Source organism: Formosimonas limnophila, assembly GCF_014652675.1.
Lineage (GTDB): Bacteria > Pseudomonadota > Gammaproteobacteria > Burkholderiales > Burkholderiaceae > Hydromonas > Hydromonas limnophila.
This window is the reverse complement of the sequence record NZ_BMZG01000006.1, coordinates 165,839-189,907: the sequence shown is the minus strand read 5'-3', so window position 1 is coordinate 189,907 and position 24,069 is coordinate 165,839. Positions and strand designations below refer to the sequence as shown.

The following is a 24,069-nucleotide window of genomic DNA, read 5'->3' as shown; positions in this document are numbered from 1 at the left end:
GCTTCGTGCGATCAACGTCCTCTGGCGCATAAACCAATACCTCCGCCTTCTCTATGAACGGGGCGTAATTCGTGTACACGTTAAACAAAACAGGCTCGGCTACCTTGCCATCAGAAAAACCAACGCTGGATGGCGCACTAACCGATAAATTAGGTGTGATAACCGCTGGATCTTCCGTTACCCATATCTTGCCCTTCTCCGGCAAATTCACAACCTTATTCAACGGTCGGACAACCGCAGGCGGCTTGCCTTTCTCAGTCCCTACAGCCATCTCATCTTTTGCCGACTTCGCTTGTGACTGCACAGATCCGACGGATGCATCAGAAACTGCATCAGAAACTATTTCTTGCGCATAAAGCGGGAGCACCCCCGACGAAATTAACAATGACATCAAGACTGATAATTTTATTTTATTACTATACATTTCAAACTCACCTATTGAAAAACCAGCAGCTTCTCGGAGATATATATAAATCGAGAGCGGAAATAGCGCAGAAAACTTTCGCTTTCCTTACATTACTTTCATTTACATCATATATTATAACCTTAACGCTCTCGTTTCGGAAGAATATTATAATTAACCATCCAGAAGTCCGAAATAAGCCGTCAAAAAACGTTGCAATTCGACCACACCACAAGAAATCAGCAGCCTGCGCACAACCGATATGCTTTTGGTAAAGCGATCTTAACCATCAAAAAGCACCCATTTGGTGCGAAACATACTTTTAAGCACAAAAAAACGCCAACAACTGTTGGCGTTTTGAGGTCACGACTGCCCTTTTAAGCGGGGTAAGCCCCCGTGCGCGCCATTTCTTGCAAACGCGCAATGCGCTCTTCGGTCGCAGGATGAGTAGAAAAGAGTTTAGAGATGCTTCCACCAAATAATGGGTTGATAATCATCATCTGTGCTGTTGCTGGATGACTCTCGGCTGCACCGAAAGGAATACCCGCCGAATACTTATGGATTTTGTCCAAAGCAGACGCCAGAGACAATGGATCACCCGAAATCTCTGCGCCACCCCGATCAGCTTCGAACTCACGCGCACGCGAAATCGCCATCTGAATCATCGCTGCCGCCATCGGTGCAAGAAACATCACAGCCAAGCTGGCAACCATATTGGTGGGACGACCTTCTTCATCACGACCACCAAAAAACATCGCAAAGTTAGCCAAAGACGAAATCGCACCCGCCATTGTCGCAGCAATCGTTGACGTCAAAATATCTCGGTGCTTGACATGCGCCAACTCATGCGCCATAACGCCGCGCAACTCACGTGCATTCAATGCGCGAAGAATGCCTGTGGTCGCCGCAACCGCTGCATGTGATGGATTGCGTCCTGTGGCAAAAGCATTGGGCGCATCTTCATTGATGAGGTAAACCTTGGGCATGGGGATTTGGGCACGCATGGCGAGCTCTTGCACCATGTTGTAATACTCTGGTGAAGTGGTGGCGTCAACTTCTTGCGCGTTGTACATTTTCAGAACCATTTTGTCCGAAAACCAGTACGAAAAAAAGTTCATACCTAAGGCCAAAACAAGGGCAAAAATCATACCATTTTGTCCGCCAATCACCTGTCCAATCACGAGAAACAAGGCCGTAATGGCCGCCATAAGCATAAAAGTCTTGGTCATATTCCACATGGTGTTACTCCGTTCATTCTAAAAAACATCCCTTGTTTATCACACCAGCTTTATCCCAGCCGTTAAATGAAACCCATCTAAAAACTGTGCCACAGACATGCGTTTACCACCAGCGCGCTGCGCTTCGGTGATACGCAACACGCCTTGACCGCAGGCAACATCAATGCCGCTCTTATCAACATGAAGCAATGTACCTGCTTCGACATTTTGATGATCATCGTCATTAAGCACCTGAGCCGCCCAGATTTTGAATGTAGTGGCGTCTGACATTTTTGCAACCGCACCAGGCGCAGGGTCAAAGGCACGGATTTGTCGCTCCAGTTCTGCTGCAGTTTTTGTCCACGCTAAATATGATGCTTCTTTGTGTATTTTTTGTGCATAAGTCACACCCAATTCAGGCTGTGGCGTTGGTTGTGGCGAAGTGTTGTTTTTCAGCTGCATGAGGTAGTCCACCACCATGCGCGCCCCCATCTCGGCCAAAGCATCGTGCAGGGTTGCTGTGGTGTGATTCGACTCAATAGCCAACGACTCAACCGCAAGCATATCACCCGTATCCAAGCCCTCATCCATCTGCATGAGGGTAATGCCCGTTTGGCTATCGCCCGCTTCAATTGCGCGATGAATCGGCGCGGCACCGCGCCAACGAGGCAACAGTGACGCGTGAATATTGATACAACCAAGGCGAGGGATCTGCAACACATCAGTCGGCAAAATCAAACCATAGGCAGCCACCACCATGATGTCAGCCTGACAAGCCGTCAGCGTCTCACGTGCAGCACTCGCCTCGTCAGGATATTTGCCATCGAGCTTAAGTGACGTCGGCTGAGCGACGGTGATGTGGTGATTCAGTGCCACTTGTTTGACAGGACTTGGTGTGAGCTTCATCCCGCGCCCACTTGGTCGATCAGGCTGAGTGAGCACAAGCGGTACGTCAAACCCTGCCTCGATGATGGATTGTAGTGCCTTGGCAGCGAACACCGGCGTGCCCGCAAAAATCACTTTTAAGCCATCATTCATTTGACCGCCTGTTGTTTTTTGATTTTGGTTTTGATGCGATTCTGTTTGAGATTGGATAAGTGCTGCACAAATACCTTACCATTTAGATGGTCGATTTCGTGTTGCAAACACACCGCAAGCAACTCATCCGCTTCCACTTCAAAGGTTTTTCCGTCCAAATCCATCGCACGCACACGCACACGGTCAGGACGCGTGACCACGTCATAGACTTCGGGCACGGACAAGCAGCCTTCTTCCCATTCTTTTTTTTCCATTGATTGCCCAATGATTTCAGGATTGATGAATACTTGCAGTTGGTCGCGCGTCTCTGAGACATCCACCACAATCATGCGGATGTGCTGATCCACTTGCGTGGCAGCCAAGCCGACACCATTGGCCTCATACATCGTATCACCCATGTCTTTGGCCAGCTGACGAATACGCTCATCGACTTGCGTCACGGGTTTCGCCACAGTGTGTAGCCGCGGGTCAGGAAATTTTAAAATCGACAGAACTGCCATAATCTCTTACTCTTTGAAAAAGTTTGTACTATGATAACCACGGTCAAACCACCCGAACATCCATCATGAACCACTATAAAAACAGCGTTAAACGCACCGAGCATTTTATCACAGCTCTGCTGGCCACCGTACTGATTGGCAACACACCTCATGCATTGGCACAAGACATCAAACCAAATACGTCGAATCAATGCACGGCTTTTGGCCTAACGCCTATGCCTAATGGCTTTGTTGGTTTTGGCACAAGCTATTGGAATTACCTTCCCAATGACAGCGATGCTTTGTCACGCCACACCCTCAATTTCAGCACAGAAGAACCTCGAATGCTGATTGAACAAGATGCCATTATCAAAACCCACCTACCCAGCACAGTATCGCCGCCCATTATTTCGGATGACAAAGCGTTCAATGAGCACACAAACCTGTTTCTCAAAAACACTGATAGCACGCAGTCCGATGCTTTTTTCTACACCGCGAGAGTCAAAGCGGTTAAGTCAACACGTTATCAATATCCCCTCGGCTACACGGTCGAAATCACAGGCTTTGCCTACGTGACCGACATTGAGCAAGACGACAGCCACTCTGAAAAAGCGGTCACCTTACGCGTCGGTATGCTCACCTCAGAACTGTCCAAGGAAGATAAGTTAATTCCGCATCACTGCTACTTCAGCAGCCCCACAAACAAGCTGCCCACCACATCACAACCCCAAGCCACTACGGCCAAAATCATTGCCCCGATTGGCGCAGCGTATTTCATACACAACACAAACCAAAGCAATGTCGTCTTAATTGACAAAGGCTCAAATGCAGGTTTAGTCGCTGGTCAGTACGGCACATTGACTGACAATACACTGAGCACCCAAGCACGGCGAAAACCAGCGGCTCAAGTACGCTTGCTTCGCGTCTACGCCAATCACTCGGTCGCAGCCGTGACAGACACGGCTGCAGAAATCGCAACGGGCCAAACCATTCAGCTCTCAAACAAGCTCAGCCACCAGCCCAACGAGAAATAAAGCCATGACCAAAATCACCGAAGACGACCTCATCGACTGGCTGCGCCTCTTGCTCACTGACGGCGTGGGTGACATCACCGCCCAAAAACTGCTGTCTGCATTCGGTCTGCCGCACAATGTATTCAAACAAAGCCACACCACACTGGCGAACATCACCTCTGATAAAGTCGCGCGCAGTTTACTTGCACCCACTGACGATGCCTTTGCAAAGCAACTCGAAATCACGCAAAAATGGCTTGAAACACCCGAAAATCACGTCCTCACACTTGACTCACCCCATTATCCGCAGCACCTGCTTTCAACCGCTGATCCCCCTGTCATGTTGTACGCCAAAGGACGAATTGAACTGCTCAATCACCACCCCGCGCTGGCCATCGTCGGTAGCCGAAACGCGACCACAGGCGGTTTACAAAACGCCGAGCACTTCGCTCGCGAACTCGCGGCAGATGGTCTCACCGTTGTCTCGGGTCTCGCTTTGGGCATTGATGCCGCAGCACATCGCGGCGCGCTGTCCGCGCACAACCCACACGCGACAACCATCGCTGTCATCGGCACGGGTGCAGATATTATCTACCCTGCTCGCAACCGTGACTTGGCACACCAAATCGCGGCACATGGCGTGATTATCAGCGAGTTCCCACTGGGCTGCAAAGCCATTGCAAACAACTTCCCACGCCGCAATCGCATCATTTCAGGGCTCTCTCATGGCGTGCTGATTGTCGAAGCGGCACTGCAGTCCGGCTCGCTCATCACGGCTCGCCAAGCCTTGGATCAAAACCGCGAAGTATTTGCCATCCCTGGCTCCATCCACTCACCACTGACGCGTGGCTGCCACGCACTGATTCGCCAAGGAGCCAAACTGGTCGAGTCCGCCGCCGACATACTCGAAGAGCTGCATCTGCCAAGCGTCACACACGAGCCAGCAACCCAATCAACAGACCCATCAAGCAACAGCGATGGTGACGCGATAGACAATGCAACACAAACCTCCATTTTGCAACATTTGGGATTTGATCCTTGTGACTTGGACACACTCGCCGAGCGCAGTCATCTCTCAATCGCCGAGCTATCTGCCGAACTCATGATATTGGAACTATCAGGTCGCGTAGAAAAACGTGATGGCAACGTGTACGCTCGACTGTCCTAAATTTAGAGCAGTTTTAACCACACTGACTCAATTTTTCAGCACTTGTGGTCAAATAACAAGCAACCACCACCACGGTACGGTAAAATGCACGTTTTGCGTCAATCTAAGACAGTATTGATGCAGTCGAATGACAGGAACGTATTTCGTGGTTGATATCTTTTTTTATCTTTTTGAAAATTACAATGGCATCGCTCAGTGCCCAGACGCGCTGACATTGGCTCGTCGCATGTCGTATGAAGGTTTTGATGAGCACGAAGTTCGCGCAGCCGTGCTGTGGATTGAACAGTTGCGTCAACCTTTACCCATGACACAATACCATCGCATGACTCAGGGCAGTTCTCGTGTGTACCACTCATCCGAGCGCAGCCAAATCGGCGATGAAGGCATCGCACTGTTGGCTCAACTGGAACAAGCGGGCAGCATCGATGACATACAACGTGAGCGCATTGTTGAACGCTGTATGCTGCTACCACATGCTATGACTTCGGTTGACCAATTCAAAGCGTTGTTATTAACCATCATGTGGGCAGAGAATCACGACATTGATGAGCTGCTGCTGCACTCGCTTTTGGATCATTTTGATGATGTCATGCATTAAAGACAATGCGAAAAAAGCACTCTGACCATGAAGGTTTTCAGAGTGCTTTTTGCTGAATGCTGACGCACCCAATTACTTTAATTGCACCTCTAAAGCTGTCACTTGCTTCTCTAACAACTCCAGCTTCTCACGTGTACGCGCCAGCATGGCCGCCTGCACATCAAACTCCTCTCGCGTAACCACATCCAGATTACGCAAACTGCCCACGAGAAATGTCTTAACGTTGTCCGTCAAATCCTTCAGCGGACTGTTGCTCATCAATTGTTCGACCGTACTTTGCCACTGTTGACTCATCATAAACTCCTAAAAAACACATGCAGACATGAAAACTCATTGCCTGTGAGTGCATGCGTATATAATAACACCTTATTTTAACACCACTTTTTGATGCCGCGCACAAAGCGCATCCACGAATGACACTGACCCAATGACTGCAACAACCGTAACTACCGCCACACCCACTCATTTTTCTGAATTCGATCTTGATGCACGTCTCCTGCGCGCCATCGAAGAGTCAGGCTACACCACCCCAACCCCCATTCAAGCTCAAGCCATCCCTGTCGTTCTCACAGGTCAAGATGTCATGGGCTCAGCACAAACAGGTACAGGCAAAACAGCGGGCTTTACACTACCTATATTACAAAAACTTCTGCCACTCGCCTCCACCAGCACCTCACCTGCGCGTCACCCAGTCCGCGCCTTAGTCCTCTGTCCAACACGTGAGCTTGCAGTACAAGTGGCCGAAAACGCAGACAAATACTCAAAACATACCCCCATCCGCACCGCAGTTGTCTTCGGCGGCATGGACATCAAATCGCAATCCCCCTCCCTGCGTGCAGGCGTTGAGTTTCTCGTCGCAACACCAGGACGACTACTTGACCATTTAGAGCAAGGCAATGTCTCTTTGGCACAGGTCAACTATTTGGTGCTTGACGAAGCAGACCGTATGCTCGACATGGGATTTTTGCCTGACTTACAACGAATTTTGAATTTACTGCCCAAATCTCGCCAAACGTTGCTGTTCTCAGCCACATTTTCACCAGAGATTCGCAAACTCGCTCAGTCCTATCAAAAAAATCCCGTCACAATTGAAACGGCTCAACGCAACGCCACCTCAAACAACGTGACTCAAACCGCTCACAAAGTCACAGAAGAAACCAAACGCGCCGCCCTCGTGCACATCATCAAAACCGAAGGTATTGAGCAAGCCATGATTTTCGTGAACAAAAAGCTCGAGGCACGCTCATTGGCCAGATTCCTTGAGCAATCAGGCCTCAATGTCCGCGCCATTCACGGCGACCAAACCCAAACCGAACGTTTGGCCACGCTGGACGATTTCAAAAAAGGACTCGTACCACTGCTCGTCGCCACAGATATTGCAGCACGCGGCTTAGACATCTCAGACATGCCCTGCGTCGTCAACTACGACTTGCCTTTTTCAGCAGAGGACTACGTCCACCGCATTGGCCGAACAGGACGAGCAGGTGCCACAGGCCGTGCCATCGCATTCGTCACTGACCGTGACAGTAAGCTGCTCGACGCCATCGTCAAACTCACCCAAAAACCTTTAGAAGCCGTCACACTGACCCTCCCAACAATTGAGCGTCGCACCAACCGAGAACACAAACCCGAAGGTGCTCCGCGTGACAGAACAGAACGCCCGCGCAGCAATGAGCGCCCAGCCCCCCATCGAGCCAACCCGATTAATGACTTTGAACTCGAACGCCTACGCAGCAAAACGCGCCTGTCGAACGACCCATTCTTCTCAAAACCCTACGAACCAGCGATAGCACCCGCGACAACTGCCAACACACCAACCGTTGCACCGCTAAACAGAGTCGAGTCAAACACGCCTCGCAAGCCGACTGCCGCGCTCTTCGCCAAAAAGAAATAAGCATCTAAAAAAACAAGTCCGTTCGCTCAGGGTAGCTCTAATGCTATGTTTGATTAAAACCTGCGTAATCGCTCTGCCGTGAACCCCACATCAAACCGAAAAAATAAATTTAAAGTACCCATTTTTATAAATCCGTCTCTTGCTTTGGAGTGGGTTGTGTATGACTGGAAACACTTAAAAAACAACTGTACCACCGTTGCACAAAAGCCACACAATACGCTCCGATGAGTCAAAGATGACTGTTTGCCATTGGCCTTGATTTGTATGGCTTTGATCCATACAAGGCGCATAAGTAATTTGGTTTGCCATACAAATCCCAACTGGGATGATATTGAATTTATGATTGATATGATTTATTGTATTGCGTTTTAATTTACGTGTTGATGGGGTTTTATTATTGGACTCAATGCAAAGGCCATTTAGCTAAAGTTTAGAGAGTTAAACGACGAGCAGTATCGGCAACAGACAACCCCGAGCATTGGGTCATTCACGCTCGGTGCAACGCTCACGAAATGTTTCAGGTATTTTTACTCGGCGTTGTGCTTGGCTTTGATCGACTAAAAACAAACTTTCTAATAACGCAGATACTCATGCATGTGGTCAACAATTTGATGGCGACAGTCCTGATTTCCTTGGTTTAATACAGCCTTGTACAACCTTGATAAAATTGTCCCATCTCTCCATGACCAACAACTGAAAACACTCAAGCTGTTGACACCAAATGTCATTGGTTCAGCCACATGCCAATTAAGCAAGTCAGCTACTTCATAAAGGTTTGGTGCGTGTCTGACGAGTTGAGGATGCTTTTTTCGCTGTAGTTGGCGGTTTTTGGACGCGGTTTATCGGAGTTGTCTTATCTGCCGCACCACTCACTATCGGTTGTGCAAGCTGGGCGAATTGAGTTTGCAGCCCATCCCACCATGATTGAGTCATGTGTTCAAAAGCAGCCGGTATTTTGTGGACTGACTCAGCTTGCGCAGGCATCTGAGTTGCAGCGACATCTTTAGACTTGGTTCTTGGCTTGGCACCAGCCTTTGGTTTTTTTTGAGGGACTTCTTGATTAGATGACGCCTCAGCCGAATCTGCATTGTTAGCAAATGGATTGACTTTCGACCATTCACTCAAGGCATCTTTGGACATCGTTTGCCATTGCGCCAAAGCAAACAATGTTTGCTTTTGTACCTGCAATTGCTGTACAGCGTGATTGACCATCTGCAGATTCATACTCAGCCATTGTGCAACGGACTCAAACTGCGCAATGCGCTCATCAAGCGTCTCCATATTTTGCTGCGCATCATGAAGCAGTGGGTTGACCAAAGGAACGCCCGCAAACATGGCTTCAGGTTTGTCTGTTTGGCTTGACCCATTCGCCCACGGAAAGAAAGACGGCATTTGCAGAAACATAATCACTCCTAAAGTAACAAAACGTACTACAGATAGGGCATCATACGCCATATTCATACAAAATCAATAGCACAACAACCCCATAAGAAAGCATCGCGGTCAACCAAAATCCCCACCACGGTTTAAAGCAACATCTAAATCACCAACGCTCCCCAATGATCAAACTCGCCCCATCAAAGCATGCCTCACGCAGCAGCCTTTTAGTCAGTGCGCTCGCACACGCTTGCGTGTTCGGCGGGTTGTGGTTCACTGCCACGGAATTCACTCCTGATGCAATTCAACCTCCGCAAACCATCGACACCACCATCCTGCCGCCACCAAAGCCCATTCCTGAAACCCCTGCACCCGTCATCGCTCCAGTCGCCAAGCAAAGCAACGCATCTGAGGGCAAAGCCGCCGCCAAAGGTATGGCCAGCCAAGCAAAGAATAGCCAAGGCAAGAACCAGAACAATAGCGGCAAAGCACTCAGTGACGGTGTTGCCGAGCAGGACAAAACAGGCACAGGCAGCGGCTTAGGTGATGCGGGCGAGAACAGAGGCAATCAAAGCCCTCCCGCACAGGCAGAATTACCCAGCGGGGTGCCATCGCCAGTAAAAATAAATGGTGGTTTTACAGTAAAGTATGAGGCAAAAGGGGAGTACAAAGGATTCGAAGCAGGTGGTGGTGGCACACTGATTTTTAACAAGTCAGGCGAAACTTATACTGCGTCACTCGAAGCCAAAGCTGCTGGTTTTGGCATCGAGGCAACCTCAAAAGGACAAATCCGCAGTGATACCATCGCAGTAGAGCGTTTCACTGATAAAAAGACCAAACTGATTGGTAAAGCTCGGGTTAACACTCTCGGCGTAGATTATGCCACCAAAGAAATGCATTTTGGCTCAAGAGGTGTACAAGAACTCAAACATAACGTCGTCTATGATTACTTATCAGCAATCGTCTATGTCCAATCTTTTTTTCAATCGGGCAAAACCAATGCCTCATTCACACTGCCAGTTGCCCGCAGCAGCCAAATCAGCGATATGCGCATTCAATCAGGAGCGGCAGCAGAAGTGGTGACCGATGATGGGACATTCACAGGCATACCAGTGACATTCAACATCGAAAACGGCAGCATCGCTACCATCAGAGCTTGGTTTGTCCCCAGCAAGCAATATCGTCCGCTGCGCATTGAAATCACTTTCAAAGACGACAAAGGCTATGTGAATTTAGTGAGCCGCAACAGCCCTGATTGAGCAGTGCACCATGAGCCACCGTATTTCAAGCTAAAATACGCCATTTACCACCCATTTTTTGACGCCATGATTGAACTTTCCCACACCCTCGCCATCAACAGTGCCAATCATCCAGCACTGACCCTCAGCCAAATTTGGAATGGTTTGATTCTGCGCATCACCGAACAGACGCGCTTCACGCTTGGATTGGACTCAGTCGATATCACTGACAAAAATCACGATGAATCGCCGACCGTCTATCGCCGTGTGTTGCACTTTGGTGCGCATCAGGTACGCGACAGTGTTTTTGTTGTACCGCAGCAATCGATTGAATTCGTCACTGAAGAGACACCCACTGCACCATCTGGGCGATTATTGATTCAAGTGAATGACGACTTGTCGCTGACGTTCAGTTACACCACCCAATTCCCAGACCCAACGAATCCTGAAGAAGAGCAACTGTTAGGCATCATCAAAGCTGCTTACCAAGCGGCAGATGCAGACATGATTCGCATCATTCGCGAGCAGGCATTGAGTGTTCGACATTAGGAAGCTCATCGCTATTTTTTGCAGCGCACGATAGATTGTCATGATTTTTTCACGCGTCCTACTTGCAAGCGTGGCTTAATCGGCGTAATCTGAAAGCCATGCACCAGCCGTATCGGTTCGCATAAAAAGTAGTCGTTATCAACCGTGCGTTGCGTTAACCACTTGATGCGCCGCACAACTTAATGTATGACGGAGGTTTATCATGAACGTTCATTTGTCAGGTCACCATGTCGAAGTCACCCCAGCCCTGCGCGATTATCTGTCCGAAAAGCTCGTCCGCGTAAAGCGTCACTTCCCCCAAGCCATTGACATTCACGCCACGTTTTCTGTCGAGAAAGGGCAACACAAAGCCGCGCTGCGCCTGCACAGCAAAGGTCATGATTTCCAAGCCGAAGATATCGAGGACGATTTATACACCGCCATCGATTTGGTTGCCGATAAACTGGACCGTCAAGTCACAAAATTTAACAGTAAAAACAAAGAGCATCACTCTGACTTAAAACGTCAGGATGTCGCATAAAAGCCGAGTATTTGAAACCAAAATAAAAAACCGCGTGCTCAACGCGGTTTTTTATCGTGAAACCGTCCTGATGAATGCTAAAATGTCAGCCGTCGTCGGTTCTCTACTGATGGGCACTGTTCAATCATTCTCTCGCTTGTGACGCGAGGCACGGAGTCATTATGTTATACATCTGGACGTTTTTATACGTTGCGAGCGTTTTGTTCGCCAATCTTTACTTAGATCACTTTATTGAGTTAGGTATTTTAGGTAAGCTCAGCTGGGGCACGCTTTTTTTCGCGCTGGTGTTCACATTGCGTGACAAACTACACCAATTTGGTTTGCGCGCTGTTTTCATCGCAATTGGTTTGGCCGTGCTGACTAATATCTTAGCCGCTGTTTATCTAAACACACCCGAACGCTTCATCGCGGCATCTTTTATCGCCATTTTAGTCGGAGAATTGGCTGATACAGCGATGTACCAAAGACTTACTCGGCATTCATGGTTAACCCGCGCCTTATCCAGCAATGCAATCAGCATTCCACTCGATACACTATTGTTCAACCTGCTAGCATTTTATGGTGACATGACCAATACCGACATCGGTAAAATCATTTGGGCTGACATTTTGTTCAAAACCGTAATTGCAGGAGGCTTGGCTTTTGCATTGAACAACTGGCGCCAAAAACGTACGAGCCTCGCGTGATGTGGCTCACACATGACTCGGCTCATGTGCCAGCGCCACTGAAGACCATCGACAACGCACACCCTGAGCTATCAACGCGCATTGAGCACATTGTTGGTTTACCTATTTTATGCAACAGGAGTCAAAACCCTGCTGCGGGCAGCACACTCACGATTTCTTATACGGCAGGAACGCGAATTTTAGAATTGTTTGCCTTAGAAGAGTACGTCAAAGCATACAACGGTCACACCGTGGTACGTGACATGGAGTTTTTTGTGCAAGTTGTTGCCTTGGACTGTATCAAAGCTCTTGGACATGATGTACAGGTGAGTGGCGATATTATGTACGAAGGATTGAACCAGCGCCAATCCATTATCGTCGGCACAGTATAAAAAACCATCCGTTTTCCATAGAAGTGAGGGCGACCTCACCTCTCTGCACATCATCGGGGACGACCCCTTTAATGAGAAAGGTGTTCAATATGAATTGGATTATTTTAGTCACAGCAGGGTTGTTCGAGATTTTCTGGGCCATTGGACTCAAATACACAGATGGCTTTACCAAACCATGGCCAACCATTGGCACGATATTAGCGATGGTGATCAGCGTGGGACTGCTTGGCCTAGCAATGAAAACATTGCCCGTAGGAACAGCTTATGCAGTTTGGGTCGGAGTGGGTGCGGTTGGCACAGCCATTTTGGGCATCGTTTTGTTTGGCGAATCTGCCAATATAGCTCGTTTGCTCAGCTTGGCCCTCATTGTATTGGGCATTATTGGCCTGAAGTTAGCCACGCCGACTTAACAACTAACGTCAGTATAATGATCATAACAAACGACAAAAGTCTCTTTGACTTTTGCCGCTTCTCATCTAAAACACGTCTTGTGTGATTTAATCAAGAAACCACGTTACCACTGTTTTAAGCAGAAAACCAAACACCCCCAGTACCAAAGCAATCAACAAAATCATCGTACCAAACTTCCCAGCTTTGGAATCTTTAGCCAACTTGATGACGATGAACAACATCAGCAACACCAAAAAGCCAATGCCACCATACAAACCCAAATTGGTAAACTCTGCTTCGGTCATATCAGTCTTTCTTACCCGCGTCTTTTTTCAACCAAGCACTGAGCATGTGTGGCTGCAAAGCATCATAAGCCTCAAATGGCTGGTGAATCCATGGTGAATTATCCAACAGATCCACACAATAATCAGGCTCTTGTTTCGCCCAACCCTTACGCCACAAGACAGCCGAACGCACATCAGTGATGGCAGGGTACGATTGTTTGAGGTGCTCTTTGACCGCAGCCAGTGTCACCCCCGTGTCAATCAAGTCATCCACCAATAACACGTTGCCCGACAATTCACCTTGGGTCATCGCAATGTTTTTACCGATGTACAAATCGCCTTGCTCCATGCCAACCGCTTCACGGTATGAGCTGGTTGACAATACTGCCAATGGTTTATCAAAAATTCTGCACAGAACATTACCTGCAACCAATCCACCACGTGCCAAACTCAACACCACATCAAATTGCCAATTGGACTCATAAATTTGCAGGGCCAAACGCTCAATCATCCGATGATAACCTTGCCAATCGACGTATAAATCAGTTTCTGTGGTTTGTTGCATGAAGTGCTCCCAAAAAATTAAGAAAAATCGCGGTAATGCCCGCGATTTTAAAGGAAAAATACAAATCAGATGACGTTATTACATCACGCCTTGTGGATCGTGTGCACACGGTCAGGGCCAGTCGAAACAATGGCAATCGGCACACCACAGACTTCTTCGATGCGATTCAGATAGGCTTGCGCGGCAGCAGGCAGCTTATCCCACTGTGTCACCCCAAAGGTTGAGTCTGTCCAACCCGCAAATGTTTCGTAAATCGGCTCGCACTCAGACACTTCGTCTGCGCCGCGTGGCAACAAATCATGGCGCACACCATTGACCATATAACCGACACACAGTTTGACCTCAGGCAAACCATCAAGCACATCAAGCTTCATCATCGACAAACCGCTCACACCATTAGTCTGAATCGAGCGTTTGAGTGCCGCAGCATCAAACCAGCCACAACGACGCGCGCGCCCTGTGACAGAACCGTATTCTTTACCGACATCAGCCATGTGTTTGCCATTCGCATCATTCATGCCTTCGGCGTTGTACAGCTCGGTTGGGAATGGACCTGCCCCCACGCGCGTGCAGTACGCTTTGGTAATGCCAAGCACGTAAGGTAAGCGATTCGCACCCACACCCGCACCTGCCGCAGCTGCACCTGCCACACAATTGGAACTGGTCACGAAAGGATACGTGCCGTGGTCAACGTCGAGCAAAGTGCCTTGCGCGCCCTCAAACAACAAACGCCCACCATTGGCCTGAATCTCAAACAATTTTGCCGAGACATCCGCCACCATGGGGCGCAGACGCTCAGCGTAAGCGAGTGACTCATCCAAGGTTTGTTGGTAATCCACTGCTGGCGCACCCAAGTATTGGGTCAACACGAAATTGTGGTATTCCAAGGTTTCTTGCAGCTTGGCGGCAAACTGTGTGGGCTTAAACAAATCTTGTACGCGCAAGGCACGGCGCGCCACTTTGTCTTCATAAGCTGGGCCAATGCCGCGCCCCGTCGTCCCAATTTTTGCATCGCCACGCTTGGCCTCACGGGCTTGATCCAACGCAATGTGATACGGCAAAATCAAGGTACATGCATCCGAAATAAACAAACGGCTGCATACATCCACACCCGCCGCTTCCAATTCCCCAATTTCTTTAAACAACGCCTCGGGCGAGAGCACCACGCCGTTGCCAATAAAGCACGGCAAACCCGCATGCATAATGCCCGAAGGAATCAAACGCAACACGGTTTTGTGGCCATTGATGATCAGGGTGTGACCTGCATTGTGACCACCTTGAAAGCGCACGACGCCTTGTGTGGTTTCACTCAACCAGTCAATGATTTTACCCTTGCCCTCATCGCCCCACTGGGTACCGATGACGACAATATTGCCCTGCTTTTGCGCTGCCAACATATCAAATCCTTAAAAGTAAAACCTCAAAAGCCTCATCTTTTCCCAGCGGGAAAAGTCTCAACTCACAAAGACCGAACCGACCAAACACCAGTCTCACTCACCAACTCACGGTCGCACACAAAAGCGTCCTGCTCCACCGACGCATCATCAGACAGCTGAATCACGATCTCACCGTTCGCACGCAACACATCAATCGCAGCCCGCAAAGCAGCATCCATCAGCCATGGTGCGCGAATCGCTTTCACAGGTTTATCAAACACCATCAGTTCCGTGATTTCACGCAGATCCAAACTAAAACCCGTCGCAGGTCGCGCTCGGCCAAAACGCTCACCAATGTGGTCATATCGGCCACCACGGGCAATTGCACTGGGGGCACCCGAACAATAAGCGGCAAACATCACACCCGTGTGATAGTGGTAACCCGTCAAATCTGCCAGATCGAATTGCAACACACCGGACGTATCCAAATCGGCCAACACACTTAAATCATCCAAAGCAGCCGTGATCACGGCATCCACAGGTAAAAGCGCGCGCGCGCGAGCAATCACATCCACACCTCCATACAAATCGAGCAATGCGAGTAAGCCCTGACAAACGTCATGATCGCAGCCAATGGTCAGGGCACGAAGCACTACGGCATCTTTGGCCTGCAAGGCTGCATAAACCTCATCGGTCGCACTCGCTAGTTGCGGTGCACGAGAGAGCAATGCTCGCACAATACCCGCATGCGACACATCCAAGCGCAAACCCTTCAAACCACACAAACGCAACGAAGCGAGCAACAACGTCTGAATCTCAGCATCGGCTTCTAAGCCTTCGTGACCGTAAACCTCAGCGCCAACATGCATTGGCTCACGCGACATCAACAGACCGTTGGCACGCGCATGAAACACGCTGCCTGAGTAGCACAAACGCGTCACGCCTTGACGATTGAGCAAATGCGCATCAATACGCGCCACTTGGGGCGTGATGTCAGCACGAATCGCCAAAGTTTTGCCCGTCATGGCATCCGCCCACTTCACGGTGCGCAGATTCACGTCTTCGTCAGCATCATCGAGCAGCGCATCGGTATATTCCACCAGTGGCGGCATCACCAGTTCATAACCGTATTGTTGGTAAAGATCGAGCAATCCGCGACGCAGCCCTTCAAGCGTACTGGCTTGGCGCGGCAGCACATCGGAAATTTGGTCTGGGAGCATCCAAGCGTTATTGGTCATGAATTTATTTCACCATCAAATTAATCGGGTTAGTCTGAACCACAATAAAAAACACGCCTTGTTGAAAAGGCGTGTTGTCAGGGCAATCTACCCCTGCTTTTCCCCGATATTCTACGGGAAAAACGTTGGGAATTCACGTTTTTTTATTCATCCGTTTACTCAATGCGCTATGCTTACGCATTGGTTGTCCTCAAACATCATTAACCATAGAGAATCAGACATGAAGGTTTACATCATCCCCGTCACGCCATTTCAACAAAACTGCACACTCATCGTCTGCGAAACCACGCGCGATGCCGCAGTGGTTGACCCAGGTGGCGACATCGACCGAATCATGGCGCAAATCACCGTAGCCAATGCCAACGTCACACAAATCCTACTCACCCACGGCCACCTAGACCACGCTGCAGGCGCACCCGAGCTGGCCGCCGCACTCGGCGACGTGCCCATCATTGGCCCACACATCGAAGACCAATTCTGGCTTGCTGGTCTGAACGAGCAAGCCAAACGCTTTGGTTTTGGCCACGCTCATGCATTCCACCCCACACGTTGGCTGGTTGAGGGCGACATCATCACGGTCGGCCATCACTCATTAGACGTCCTGCATTGCCCCGGCCACACCCCAGGCCACGTTGTGTTTATCTCCAAAACCCAGCAACTCGCTTGGGTCGGTGATGTATTGTTTGAAAATTCAATTGGCCGCACAGACTTCCCTCGCGGCAATCATGACGAGCTGATCAGCAGCATTCAGAACAAGTTATTTCCACTCGGTGATGACATTCAATTCGTCCCAGGTCACGGCAACCCATCGACTTTTGGCCGCGAACGCTTAAATAACCCATACCTCAAGCAAACCAAAAAATACTCTTAATCAACTCACCATCAACCACACACCTGTCCTTCGCACCAACCCGGTGCGAGTTTTTGTTTGATTATCGCCAAAAACGGCGTATGATTCGAGTCATTGCATTTTTGCAACAAAAAAATAAAGTTTCAAATCACTATTTTTGATTCACACTTTGGAGAACACCCTATGACACACACATTAAAAAACTTAGGTTTGACAGCAGCTTTGGCAGTGATGATGGCCGCTTGTACACCTGCGCCAAAAAAAGAGGCGGCACCTACAGCCGACGCACCAAAAACTGATGCACCAGCCACTGCTGCCGCACCAACAAAAATCGTCTTTGGTACAGACGCTGCTTATGCACCGTTTGAGATGAAAGACGCGAGCGGGAAAATCATCGGCTTTGAAATTGATTTGGCAACGGCAATGTGCGCAGAAATCAAAGCGGAATGCACATTCCAGGACCAAGCCTTTGACGGCATCATCCCCGCATTGGAAGCAAAAAAATTCGACGCAATTCTCTCATCAATGAGCATGACGGCTGAGCGCAAAGGAAAAGTTGATTTCACGCAAAAAATCTGGAGCTCACCAAGCTCATTCTTGGGTGCAGAAGCTATCGGCACTGACATCACGCCAACGTCTATGAAAGACAAAATCATCGCAGTCCAAAAAGGCACTGTTCAAGAAAACTATATCAAAGCGAACTTCAAAGATTCTAAAATCAAGAGCTATGACACCATCGAGCTGGCTTACGCCGACTTGGCGGCCAAACGTGCGGACTTGGTATTGGCTGACACAGGTGTGATTGATGATTTTTTGAAATCAGCCAAAGGCAAAAACTTCAAAGAATTGGTTAAAGTACCTGAGAGTGTTGATCCAAAAGCCTTTGGTGATGGCATCGGTATCGCTGTGCGTAAAGGTGACAAGGCATTGTTGGATCAGTTGAACAAAGGCTTTGATGCGATTCGCGCGAATGGCAAATACAAAGAAATCGCTGACAAATACTTCAAATACGACATTTACACCGGTAAATAATTTGATGATTTATTAAAAAAACAATGCCCACCCTATGATGTACGGTGGGCATTGCATTTTCCCATACTAAAAACAGTAGGAGACAAACATGGGGTTTAATCAAGTCATACTTTATTTACCCAGTATGCTACAGGGGGTATTGTTGACAGTCTCGCTGGCGCTGGGCTCTTTGGCCGTCGCGGTGGTGTTCGGATTGATTGGTGCAGCCTTAAAGACCTCTGACAAACCTGTCTTTGTCTCTTTGGCTTCCATTTATTCCACCGTGGTTCGTGGCATCCCTGAGTTGATTTGGATTTTCTTCACGTACTATGGTATTCAAATGCTGATCAATGCCATGGCTGACCGCTTAGAAGTCGTTCCTGTCTCTTTATCTCCTTTTATCGCAGGTGTATTAACCTTGGGGTTTGTGTACGGGGCATTTTTTACCGAGACATTTCGTGGTGCGATTTTGTCCATTCCACATGGTCAATTTGAAAGCGCGCGCGCTTACGGCATGAATGGCTGGCAAGTGTTCTCTCGCATCACTTTCCCACAGCTGATGCGCCACGCGTTGCCTGGTATTCGCAATAACTGGCTGGCTTTAACCAAAGCGACGGCATTGGTCTCGGTGATCGGTTTAACCGATGTGGTGAGGATTGCACAGCAAGCAGGCGCGAGCCAATCGGCTTCATTTGCTTTTAACTGCGTGTCTGCGTTGATGTTTTTGGTTTTAACATCGGCGTCTTTTATCATCTTTAATAAACTTGAAAAACGGTTTAGTCGCGGCATGAAGGGGTTAAAACGTGGATAAATTTCTTGAACACTTCATAGAAGGTTTCAAACGTTGTCTTCTGGGTTTACCTGACACGATGTTATTGACCTTTATTGCTGTCGTCATTGGCTTTTTTATTGCGGTGTTGTTGGCGATTCCGCGGATGAATAAACGCACCATTGGTGGCAAAGCGGTTGGCTTTTTTACCTACGTTTTTACGGGCACACCGCTACTGGTACAAATGTACATCATCTATTACGGCTTGCCCGAGTTTGGATGGGTTCAAAAGCTGCAAGAGGTCAACGGTTTGGGATTCATGCGCGACGGCTTCTTTTGGGCCTGTTTGGCATTGACACTCAATACTGCGGCTTACAGCACAGAGATCATCGCAGGCTCATTGCGCAACACACCACATGGTGAAATGGAGGCCGCAACAGCTTATGGCATGTCGCCAGTACAAGTCATGAAGCATGTGATTTTACCTTCTGGTTTGCGTCGTGCACTGCCCGCGTATAGCAACGAAGTGATTATGCTGATGCAAAGCACGTCTTTGGCCTCGACCATCACACTCATGGAAATCACGGGCGAATTCCGAGCGTTCTACTCAAAAACCTTGGATATTTTCCCTGTCGCGATTGCGGCAGGTATTATTTACCTGTGTTTGACGATGTTGTTCGTCGGTGGATTCAAACTGCTCGAAAAACGCTATATGGGTTACCTGAGACGCTCAGCACATTAATCACCCCATGCGCATTGAAACCATTCCCCTTCCGCACTCCAGTATTGGACAAAGTGTGAGCTTAACGGCTCTGCACTTTGGCCAAGAGTCCTCTGTGCGCAAGGTTTATATTCAAGCGAGCTTGCACGCCGATGAGCTGCCCGGTGCGCTGACGGCTTTTCATCTGCGGCAGCAACTGACTGACTTGGCTCATCACATTTCGTCTCACATTGTTTTGGTGCCACTCGCTAATCCGATTGGGCTGGCGCAGCAACTTCTCTACGCCACGCAAGGACGATTTGAACTGGGCACGGGTCAAAACTTCAATCGTTTGGGCGAATTGGATTTGTACGAATTAACGCTCAAAGAAATCCAAAATTCGCAAATGATACTTGGCCAAGATGCACAGGCCAACGTGAGCAAGATCCGTGCTGCAATGGCAAGAGCCTTGACAAAGTACCCAACGGGTACGGTTTTAGAAGCCATGCACCACCAGCTCCTAACTTGGGCGTTTGATGCGGATGTCGTGTTGGATTTGCATTGCGACTGGCGCGCGGTGATGCACATGTACACGACACCAGATGGTTGGCCTGAGGTCGAGCCTTTGGCGCGTTATTTGGGTAGCCAATGCCAACTCATCGCCGATGACTCGGGATGCAACCCATTCGATGAGGCCTTATCAACCACTTGGACAAAGCTCGCCCGCTACTTTCCCGATGCAAATATTCCCGCTGCGTGTACCGCCACAACGGTTGAGCTGCGCGGTCAAGCGGATGTGGCTCATGAGTTAGCACAGCAAGATGCACGGGCTATCGTGCAGTTTCTCATGCACCGAGGTGACATTGTCCAAGATGCCGCGTCGCTACCACCGATCATTGCTGAGCCCAGCCCATTAGCAGGTGTTGAGCGACTGTCAGCGAATGCAGCTGGTTTGGTTGTCTACCATGTCGAGCCTGGCGATCATGTTCGCTCAGGTCAAATGGTGGCTGAAATCATCAATCCTTTAACTCAAAACATCACACCACTGACCTGCCATATCGATGGCTTTGTCTTCGCGTGCAATTATTATCGTTATGCCAATGCAGGGGATGCATTGATATCTATATCAGGCGCCAAAGAATTGGCTCATGCCACACTCTCACCTTAACTCTTCATTCAATCAACCCATCGAGGCACATCATGGATGCATTAACCGTACAAAACATTCACAAAAAATTCGGCGACAAAGAAGTTCTGCGGGGTTTATCACTGTCTGCTCAATCAGGTGATGTGATCAGCATCATCGGCTCCTCGGGCTCGGGCAAAAGTACCTTTCTGCGCTGCATGAACTTACTTGAAAACCCAAATCAAGGCAGCATCGCACTCAAAGGCGAAGAACTACAGCTCAAAGCCGATAAATACGGCGAGCTGCAAGCCGTCGATGCCAAACAATTACAAAAATTTCGCACGCGCCTGTCCATGGTGTTTCAGCACTTCAATCTCTGGTCTCACATGACTGTGTTGGAAAATCTCAAAGAAGCCCCCATGCGCGTACTCGGCATCCCTGCCGCAGAAGCACAGGCGCGCGCTGAAAAATATTTGGCCAAAGTCGGACTGAACAACGTTGAAAATGCTTACCCCATCGCATTATCTGGTGGGCAGCAACAACGTGTCGCCATCGCGCGTGCACTAGCGATGGAGCCTGAAGTGTTGTTATTTGACGAGCCGACTTCAGCGCTTGACCCTGAATTGGTCAATGAAGTATTGAAAGTCATGCGCGCTTTGGCTGACGAAGGTCGCACCATGATTGTCGTGACCCACGAAATGGGTTTTGCCCGCGAAGTATCGAATAAACTATTGTTCTTACATCAAGGTCAAATCGAGGAACAAGGCAACCCACGCGAGATTTTGGTCAATCCGCAATCCGAACGACTCAAGCAATTTTTGTCAGGCAACCTCAAATAACACGGTAAAATGCGCACAAACACGGTGCGCATTTTTCATGCCGCGCCCAAACCAAACAGCAGTCGCTACAGCCATTTCGCACACAGGACACTTCATGAAATTTAACTTCCCCGTCATCATCGTTGATCAAGATTTTCGCTCTGACAATCTATCAGGTTCAGGCATGCGCGATTTGGCAGAAGCCATCGAAAAAGAAGGCACCAACATCATTGTCGCCACGCATACCAACGACTTTTTGGGACTGGCTCAGCAAGCGGCGAAGGCCTGTGCATTCATTGTCTCAGTAGATGAGCCTGAAGAGGGGGAACCACAGGAAATGAGCGAACAGGCGATTAGCAATCTGCGCCGCTTGGTCACGGCAATTCGTCAACGCAATGCCGATGTTCCGCTGTTCCTCTATGGCCGCACCCACACATCGCGTCATCTGCCAGCTGATATCCTGCGTGAAATGCACGGTTTCATTCATATGTTTGAGGACACCAATGAGTTCATCGCGCGTCACGTGCTGCGCGAGGCGCGCTTGTATCTGGACAGTTTGTACCCACCGTTTTTCCGAAAACTCGTCGATTATGCGCAAAACTCGTCGTACTCATGGCATGTCCCTGGTCACTCAGGCGGCGTGGCATTTCTAAAAAGTCCTGTGGGTCAATTGTTTCACCAATTTTTTGGTGAAAACCTGCTGCGCGCTGACGTGTGTAATGCGGTCGAAGATTTGGGACAGCCACTTTTACACAGCGGCCCTGTGTTTGAGTCAGAACAAAATGCAGCGCGCATCTTCCGTGCTGATCATTGTTTCTTCGTCACCAATGGTACATCAACGTCGAACAAAATGGTTTGGCACGCCAACATCGCTCCAGGCGACGTGGTCGTCGTAGACCGAAACTGCCATAAATCAAACCTGCACGCCATCATCATGACGGGCGCAAGTCCTGTGTTTCTGCGCCCAACTCGCAACAAATACGGCATCATTGGCCCAATTCCGCAATCTGAATTCACAATAGAAGCGATTCAAGCCAAAATCGACGCTAACCCACTGATTGAAAACAAGTCAATAAAACCGAAATTGCTCGTCCTCACCCAATGTACTTACGACGGAGTGATGTACAACGCACAAAAAATTAAAAAAATGCTCGACGGCCACATTGACGTACTGCTGTTTGACGAAGCATGGCAGCCACACGCCTCATTCCACCCATTCTATGAAAACTACTACGCCATCAATGGTGAAGCAGGTCGGACTACTTACTCCACCACGTTTGTCACGCAATCGACCCATAAACTTTTGGCCGCTTTGTCACAAGCATCGCAAGTTTTGGTACAAGACGCCAAAGAAAAACCACTCGATCGCCACAACTTCAATGAAGCCTACCTCATGCACGCTTCAACCAGCCCGCAATACTCCATCGTCGCGTCATGCGATGTCGCAGCGGCAATGATGGAAGGCGTCGGAGGCGTAGCATTGACGAATGACAGCTTGAACGAAGCCTTGGATTTCCGCCACGCCATGCGAAAAATTGGCCAAGAGTACGGTGAAACGCCAAACCCATGGTGGTTCAGCGTATGGGAACCGCCCGTTTTGCCCGAGCACGGCATCGGTACGCAAGCCGACTGGATGCTCAAGTCAGACGAAGAGTGGCACGGATTCGGCGCGATCGAGCCTGACATGAACATCCTTGACCCCATCAAAACCACGATTCTCATGCCCGGTTTAAATGTGGATGGCTCGTTTGATGAAGCAGGCATCCCTGCCGCGCTCGTGGCGAATTACCTCGCAGACTATGGCCTCATCATCGAAAAGGTTGGTTTGTACTCACTCTTTGTCATCTTCACCATTGGCATCACCAAGGGTCGCTGGAACAGCCTCGTCACTGAGCTGCAACAATTCAAAGATCTGTATGACTCGAACCAACCCCTCGTGAAAGTATTCCCCGATTTCGTTAAAGACTACCCATGCTACGCCAAAATGGGCATGAAAGACCTCGCGCAAGCCATTCATGAAACCTACAAAAAGCACAACATCGCCCACATCCAGCACGACATGTACATCGCGCCCGTGACACCCGTGCTCAAACCGTCGAAAGCATGGTCGCACTCAGTCAGCCGCAACACCGAGCGTGTCAACGTGCGCGATTTGACCACCGACCACGTCACCGCGTCACTCGTCACGCCGTATCCTCCCGGAATTCCTTTGCTGATTCCCGGTGAGCAATTCAATCAAGAAGTGATTGATTACTTACGTTTTGCGTTAGAATTTAACAGCCAATTCCCTGGTTTTGAACAAGATGTCCACGGATTGGTAAAAGAAAAAGTGGATGGCGTATTGCAGTACTACGTCGATTGTGTGAAATTGGCGTAAATGCCTTACACACG

28 protein-coding genes are annotated in these 24,069 nt (G+C 49.2%); 18 read left to right on the top strand and 10 right to left on the bottom strand.

Going from position 1 to position 24,069, the window contains the following annotated elements; genetic code table 11:
• From IE082_RS07185 to def, 4 genes are all read right to left on the bottom strand, one after another.
• Positions 1-391 (bottom strand): hypothetical protein (locus tag IE082_RS07185; RefSeq protein WP_189493232.1); only part of this gene is annotated, 391 nt, incomplete at its 3' end.
• Between the two features lie 389 nt (positions 392-780).
• On the bottom strand, positions 781-1,641 hold the full coding sequence (gene htpX / locus IE082_RS07180; protein ID WP_189493231.1) for a zinc metalloprotease HtpX: 861 nt from the start codon (positions 1,639-1,641) through the stop codon (positions 781-783).
• Between the two features lie 39 nt (positions 1,642-1,680).
• A complete protein-coding gene (fmt, locus tag IE082_RS07175; RefSeq protein WP_189493230.1) occupies positions 1,681-2,658 on the bottom strand; it encodes a methionyl-tRNA formyltransferase in 978 nt (325 codons plus the stop codon).
• Positions 2,655-3,158 (bottom strand): peptide deformylase, encoded by a 504-nt coding sequence (gene def / locus IE082_RS07170; RefSeq protein WP_189493229.1) that lies wholly within the window; start codon positions 3,156-3,158, stop codon positions 2,655-2,657. The genes fmt and def overlap by 4 nt, the downstream gene beginning before the upstream one ends.
• A gap of 65 nt (positions 3,159-3,223) precedes the next feature.
• On the opposite strand from def, the gene IE082_RS07165 reads away from it, so the two are divergent.
• The 3 genes from IE082_RS07165 (at position 3,224) to IE082_RS07155 (ending at position 5,916) form a co-directional block, all read left to right on the top strand.
• Positions 3,224-4,171 (top strand): hypothetical protein, encoded by a 948-nt coding sequence (locus tag IE082_RS07165; protein WP_189493228.1) that lies wholly within the window; start codon positions 3,224-3,226, stop codon positions 4,169-4,171.
• A gap of 4 nt (positions 4,172-4,175) precedes the next feature.
• The gene (gene dprA / locus IE082_RS07160; RefSeq protein ID WP_189493227.1) at positions 4,176-5,318 is read left to right on the top strand and encodes a DNA-processing protein DprA; all 1,143 of its coding nucleotides are present in this window, start codon (positions 4,176-4,178) and stop codon (positions 5,316-5,318) included.
• 127 nt (positions 5,319-5,445) lie between these two features.
• Positions 5,446-5,916 (top strand): DUF494 family protein, encoded by a 471-nt coding sequence (locus tag IE082_RS07155; RefSeq protein WP_189493226.1) that lies wholly within the window; start codon positions 5,446-5,448, stop codon positions 5,914-5,916.
• 72 nt (positions 5,917-5,988) lie between these two features.
• Here the strand turns inward: IE082_RS07155 and IE082_RS07150 are convergent, their stop codons facing one another.
• On the bottom strand, positions 5,989-6,213 hold the full coding sequence (locus IE082_RS07150; protein ID WP_189493225.1) for an accessory factor UbiK family protein: 225 nt from the start codon (positions 6,211-6,213) through the stop codon (positions 5,989-5,991).
• Between the two features lie 130 nt (positions 6,214-6,343).
• On the opposite strand from IE082_RS07150, the gene IE082_RS07145 reads away from it, so the two are divergent.
• Together IE082_RS07145 and IE082_RS11475 are read left to right on the top strand one after the other, a co-directional pair.
• A complete protein-coding gene (locus IE082_RS07145) occupies positions 6,344-7,810 on the top strand; it encodes a DEAD/DEAH box helicase (protein WP_189493224.1) in 1,467 nt (488 codons plus the stop codon).
• Between the two features lie 485 nt (positions 7,811-8,295).
• Positions 8,296-8,451: a CPBP family glutamic-type intramembrane protease gene (locus IE082_RS11475; protein WP_373295078.1), complete on the top strand. Its 156-nt coding sequence runs from the start codon at positions 8,296-8,298 to the stop codon at positions 8,449-8,451.
• A gap of 124 nt (positions 8,452-8,575) precedes the next feature.
• On the opposite strand, the gene IE082_RS07140 is transcribed toward IE082_RS11475, so the two are convergent.
• A complete protein-coding gene (locus IE082_RS07140; RefSeq protein WP_189493223.1) occupies positions 8,576-9,214 on the bottom strand; it encodes a PhaM family polyhydroxyalkanoate granule multifunctional regulatory protein in 639 nt (212 codons plus the stop codon).
• Positions 9,215-9,369: 155 nt separating this feature from the next.
• Here IE082_RS07140 and IE082_RS07135 point away from each other — a divergent pair, with 155 nt between their 5' ends.
• The 6 genes from IE082_RS07135 (at position 9,370) to sugE (ending at position 12,961) form a co-directional block, all read left to right on the top strand.
• Positions 9,370-10,446, top strand: a complete 1,077-nt coding sequence (locus IE082_RS07135; RefSeq protein WP_189493222.1) for a DUF3108 domain-containing protein — start codon at positions 9,370-9,372, stop codon at positions 10,444-10,446.
• Positions 10,447-10,512: 66 nt separating this feature from the next.
• Complete coding sequence (locus IE082_RS07130) at positions 10,513-10,974, top strand: AtaL-like protein (protein WP_189493221.1); 462 nt, start codon at positions 10,513-10,515, stop codon at positions 10,972-10,974.
• A gap of 202 nt (positions 10,975-11,176) precedes the next feature.
• Entirely contained in the window at positions 11,177-11,494 is a 318-nt protein-coding gene (hpf, locus tag IE082_RS07125; RefSeq protein ID WP_189493220.1) for a ribosome hibernation-promoting factor, HPF/YfiA family, read from the top strand.
• A gap of 161 nt (positions 11,495-11,655) precedes the next feature.
• A complete protein-coding gene (locus IE082_RS07120) occupies positions 11,656-12,180 on the top strand; it encodes a VUT family protein (protein ID WP_189493219.1) in 525 nt (174 codons plus the stop codon).
• Positions 12,177-12,551, top strand: a complete 375-nt coding sequence (locus IE082_RS07115; RefSeq protein WP_229809757.1) for a hypothetical protein — start codon at positions 12,177-12,179, stop codon at positions 12,549-12,551. The genes IE082_RS07120 and IE082_RS07115 overlap by 4 nt, the downstream gene beginning before the upstream one ends.
• 89 nt (positions 12,552-12,640) lie before the next feature.
• Complete coding sequence (sugE, locus tag IE082_RS07110) at positions 12,641-12,961, top strand: quaternary ammonium compound efflux SMR transporter SugE (protein WP_189493218.1); 321 nt, start codon at positions 12,641-12,643, stop codon at positions 12,959-12,961.
• Positions 12,962-13,048: 87 nt separating this feature from the next.
• Here sugE and IE082_RS07105 read toward each other — a convergent pair whose 3' ends face one another.
• The 4 genes from IE082_RS07105 to IE082_RS07090 form a co-directional block, all read right to left on the bottom strand.
• The gene (locus tag IE082_RS07105) at positions 13,049-13,246 is read right to left on the bottom strand and encodes a DUF2788 domain-containing protein (protein ID WP_189493217.1); all 198 of its coding nucleotides are present in this window, start codon (positions 13,244-13,246) and stop codon (positions 13,049-13,051) included.
• Between the two features lies 1 nt (position 13,247).
• Positions 13,248-13,790 (bottom strand): phosphoribosyltransferase, encoded by a 543-nt coding sequence (locus tag IE082_RS07100; protein ID WP_189493216.1) that lies wholly within the window; start codon positions 13,788-13,790, stop codon positions 13,248-13,250.
• 83 nt (positions 13,791-13,873) lie between these two features.
• Positions 13,874-15,187, bottom strand: coding sequence for an adenylosuccinate synthase (locus IE082_RS07095; protein ID WP_189493215.1), 1,314 nt, complete (start codon positions 15,185-15,187; stop codon positions 13,874-13,876).
• Positions 15,188-15,249: 62 nt separating this feature from the next.
• A complete protein-coding gene (locus IE082_RS07090) occupies positions 15,250-16,404 on the bottom strand; it encodes an ATP phosphoribosyltransferase regulatory subunit (RefSeq protein ID WP_189493214.1) in 1,155 nt (384 codons plus the stop codon).
• A gap of 220 nt (positions 16,405-16,624) precedes the next feature.
• Here IE082_RS07090 and IE082_RS07085 point away from each other — a divergent pair, with 220 nt between their 5' ends.
• From IE082_RS07085 to IE082_RS07055, 7 genes are all read left to right on the top strand, one after another.
• On the top strand, positions 16,625-17,275 hold the full coding sequence (locus IE082_RS07085) for an MBL fold metallo-hydrolase (protein WP_189493213.1): 651 nt from the start codon (positions 16,625-16,627) through the stop codon (positions 17,273-17,275).
• A gap of 213 nt (positions 17,276-17,488) precedes the next feature.
• Complete coding sequence (locus IE082_RS07080; protein WP_373295077.1) at positions 17,489-18,286, top strand: transporter substrate-binding domain-containing protein; 798 nt, start codon at positions 17,489-17,491, stop codon at positions 18,284-18,286.
• An 88-nt stretch (positions 18,287-18,374) separates the two neighbouring features.
• Positions 18,375-19,076, top strand: coding sequence for an ABC transporter permease (locus IE082_RS07075; RefSeq protein ID WP_229809756.1), 702 nt, complete (start codon positions 18,375-18,377; stop codon positions 19,074-19,076).
• A complete protein-coding gene (locus tag IE082_RS07070; protein WP_229809755.1) occupies positions 19,069-19,776 on the top strand; it encodes an ABC transporter permease in 708 nt (235 codons plus the stop codon). Before IE082_RS07075 ends, IE082_RS07070 begins: the two co-directional genes overlap by 8 nt.
• A 7-nt stretch (positions 19,777-19,783) precedes the next feature.
• Positions 19,784-20,902, top strand: coding sequence for a succinylglutamate desuccinylase/aspartoacylase family protein (locus IE082_RS07065; RefSeq protein ID WP_189493211.1), 1,119 nt, complete (start codon positions 19,784-19,786; stop codon positions 20,900-20,902).
• 32 nt (positions 20,903-20,934) lie between these two features.
• Entirely contained in the window at positions 20,935-21,699 is a 765-nt protein-coding gene (locus tag IE082_RS07060; protein WP_189493210.1) for an ABC transporter ATP-binding protein, read from the top strand.
• A gap of 94 nt (positions 21,700-21,793) precedes the next feature.
• Entirely contained in the window at positions 21,794-24,055 is a 2,262-nt protein-coding gene (locus IE082_RS07055) for an Orn/Lys/Arg family decarboxylase (protein ID WP_189493209.1), read from the top strand.
• Positions 24,056-24,069 lie beyond the last annotated feature (14 nt).

What these genes read in the sequence shown, in the direction of transcription:
- htpX (WP_189493231.1), bottom strand. Translation starts at nt 1,641, where the DNA reads ATGTGGAATATGACCAAGACTTTTATGCTTATGGCGGCCATTACGGCC.
- IE082_RS07165 (WP_189493228.1), top strand. Translation starts at nt 3,224, where the DNA reads ATGAACCACTATAAAAACAGCGTTAAACGCACCGAGCATTTTATCACA.
- fmt (WP_189493230.1), bottom strand. Translation starts at nt 2,658, where the DNA reads ATGAATGATGGCTTAAAAGTGATTTTTGCGGGCACGCCGGTGTTCGCT.
- def (WP_189493229.1), bottom strand. Translation starts at nt 3,158, where the DNA reads ATGGCAGTTCTGTCGATTTTAAAATTTCCTGACCCGCGGCTACACACT.
- IE082_RS07135 (WP_189493222.1), top strand. Translation starts at nt 9,370, where the DNA reads ATGATCAAACTCGCCCCATCAAAGCATGCCTCACGCAGCAGCCTTTTA.
- IE082_RS07105 (WP_189493217.1), bottom strand. Translation starts at nt 13,246, where the DNA reads ATGACCGAAGCAGAGTTTACCAATTTGGGTTTGTATGGTGGCATTGGC.
- dprA (WP_189493227.1), top strand. Translation starts at nt 4,176, where the DNA reads ATGACCAAAATCACCGAAGACGACCTCATCGACTGGCTGCGCCTCTTG.
- IE082_RS07060 (WP_189493210.1), top strand. Translation starts at nt 20,935, where the DNA reads ATGGATGCATTAACCGTACAAAACATTCACAAAAAATTCGGCGACAAA.
- IE082_RS07065 (WP_189493211.1), top strand. Translation starts at nt 19,784, where the DNA reads ATGCGCATTGAAACCATTCCCCTTCCGCACTCCAGTATTGGACAAAGT.
- hpf (WP_189493220.1), top strand. Translation starts at nt 11,177, where the DNA reads ATGAACGTTCATTTGTCAGGTCACCATGTCGAAGTCACCCCAGCCCTG.
- IE082_RS07090 (WP_189493214.1), bottom strand. Translation starts at nt 16,404, where the DNA reads ATGACCAATAACGCTTGGATGCTCCCAGACCAAATTTCCGATGTGCTG.
- sugE (WP_189493218.1), top strand. Translation starts at nt 12,641, where the DNA reads ATGAATTGGATTATTTTAGTCACAGCAGGGTTGTTCGAGATTTTCTGG.
- IE082_RS07120 (WP_189493219.1), top strand. Translation starts at nt 11,656, where the DNA reads ATGTTATACATCTGGACGTTTTTATACGTTGCGAGCGTTTTGTTCGCC.
- IE082_RS07095 (WP_189493215.1), bottom strand. Translation starts at nt 15,187, where the DNA reads ATGTTGGCAGCGCAAAAGCAGGGCAATATTGTCGTCATCGGTACCCAG.
- IE082_RS07140 (WP_189493223.1), bottom strand. Translation starts at nt 9,214, where the DNA reads ATGTTTCTGCAAATGCCGTCTTTCTTTCCGTGGGCGAATGGGTCAAGC.
- IE082_RS07155 (WP_189493226.1), top strand. Translation starts at nt 5,446, where the DNA reads ATGACAGGAACGTATTTCGTGGTTGATATCTTTTTTTATCTTTTTGAA.
- IE082_RS07055 (WP_189493209.1), top strand. Translation starts at nt 21,794, where the DNA reads ATGAAATTTAACTTCCCCGTCATCATCGTTGATCAAGATTTTCGCTCT.
- IE082_RS07145 (WP_189493224.1), top strand. Translation starts at nt 6,344, where the DNA reads ATGACTGCAACAACCGTAACTACCGCCACACCCACTCATTTTTCTGAA.
- IE082_RS07085 (WP_189493213.1), top strand. Translation starts at nt 16,625, where the DNA reads ATGAAGGTTTACATCATCCCCGTCACGCCATTTCAACAAAACTGCACA.
- IE082_RS07130 (WP_189493221.1), top strand. Translation starts at nt 10,513, where the DNA reads ATGATTGAACTTTCCCACACCCTCGCCATCAACAGTGCCAATCATCCA.
- IE082_RS07075 (WP_229809756.1), top strand. Translation starts at nt 18,375, where the DNA reads ATGGGGTTTAATCAAGTCATACTTTATTTACCCAGTATGCTACAGGGG.
- IE082_RS07080 (WP_373295077.1), top strand. Translation starts at nt 17,489, where the DNA reads ATGGCCGCTTGTACACCTGCGCCAAAAAAAGAGGCGGCACCTACAGCC.
- IE082_RS07100 (WP_189493216.1), bottom strand. Translation starts at nt 13,790, where the DNA reads ATGCAACAAACCACAGAAACTGATTTATACGTCGATTGGCAAGGTTAT.
- IE082_RS07150 (WP_189493225.1), bottom strand. Translation starts at nt 6,213, where the DNA reads ATGATGAGTCAACAGTGGCAAAGTACGGTCGAACAATTGATGAGCAAC.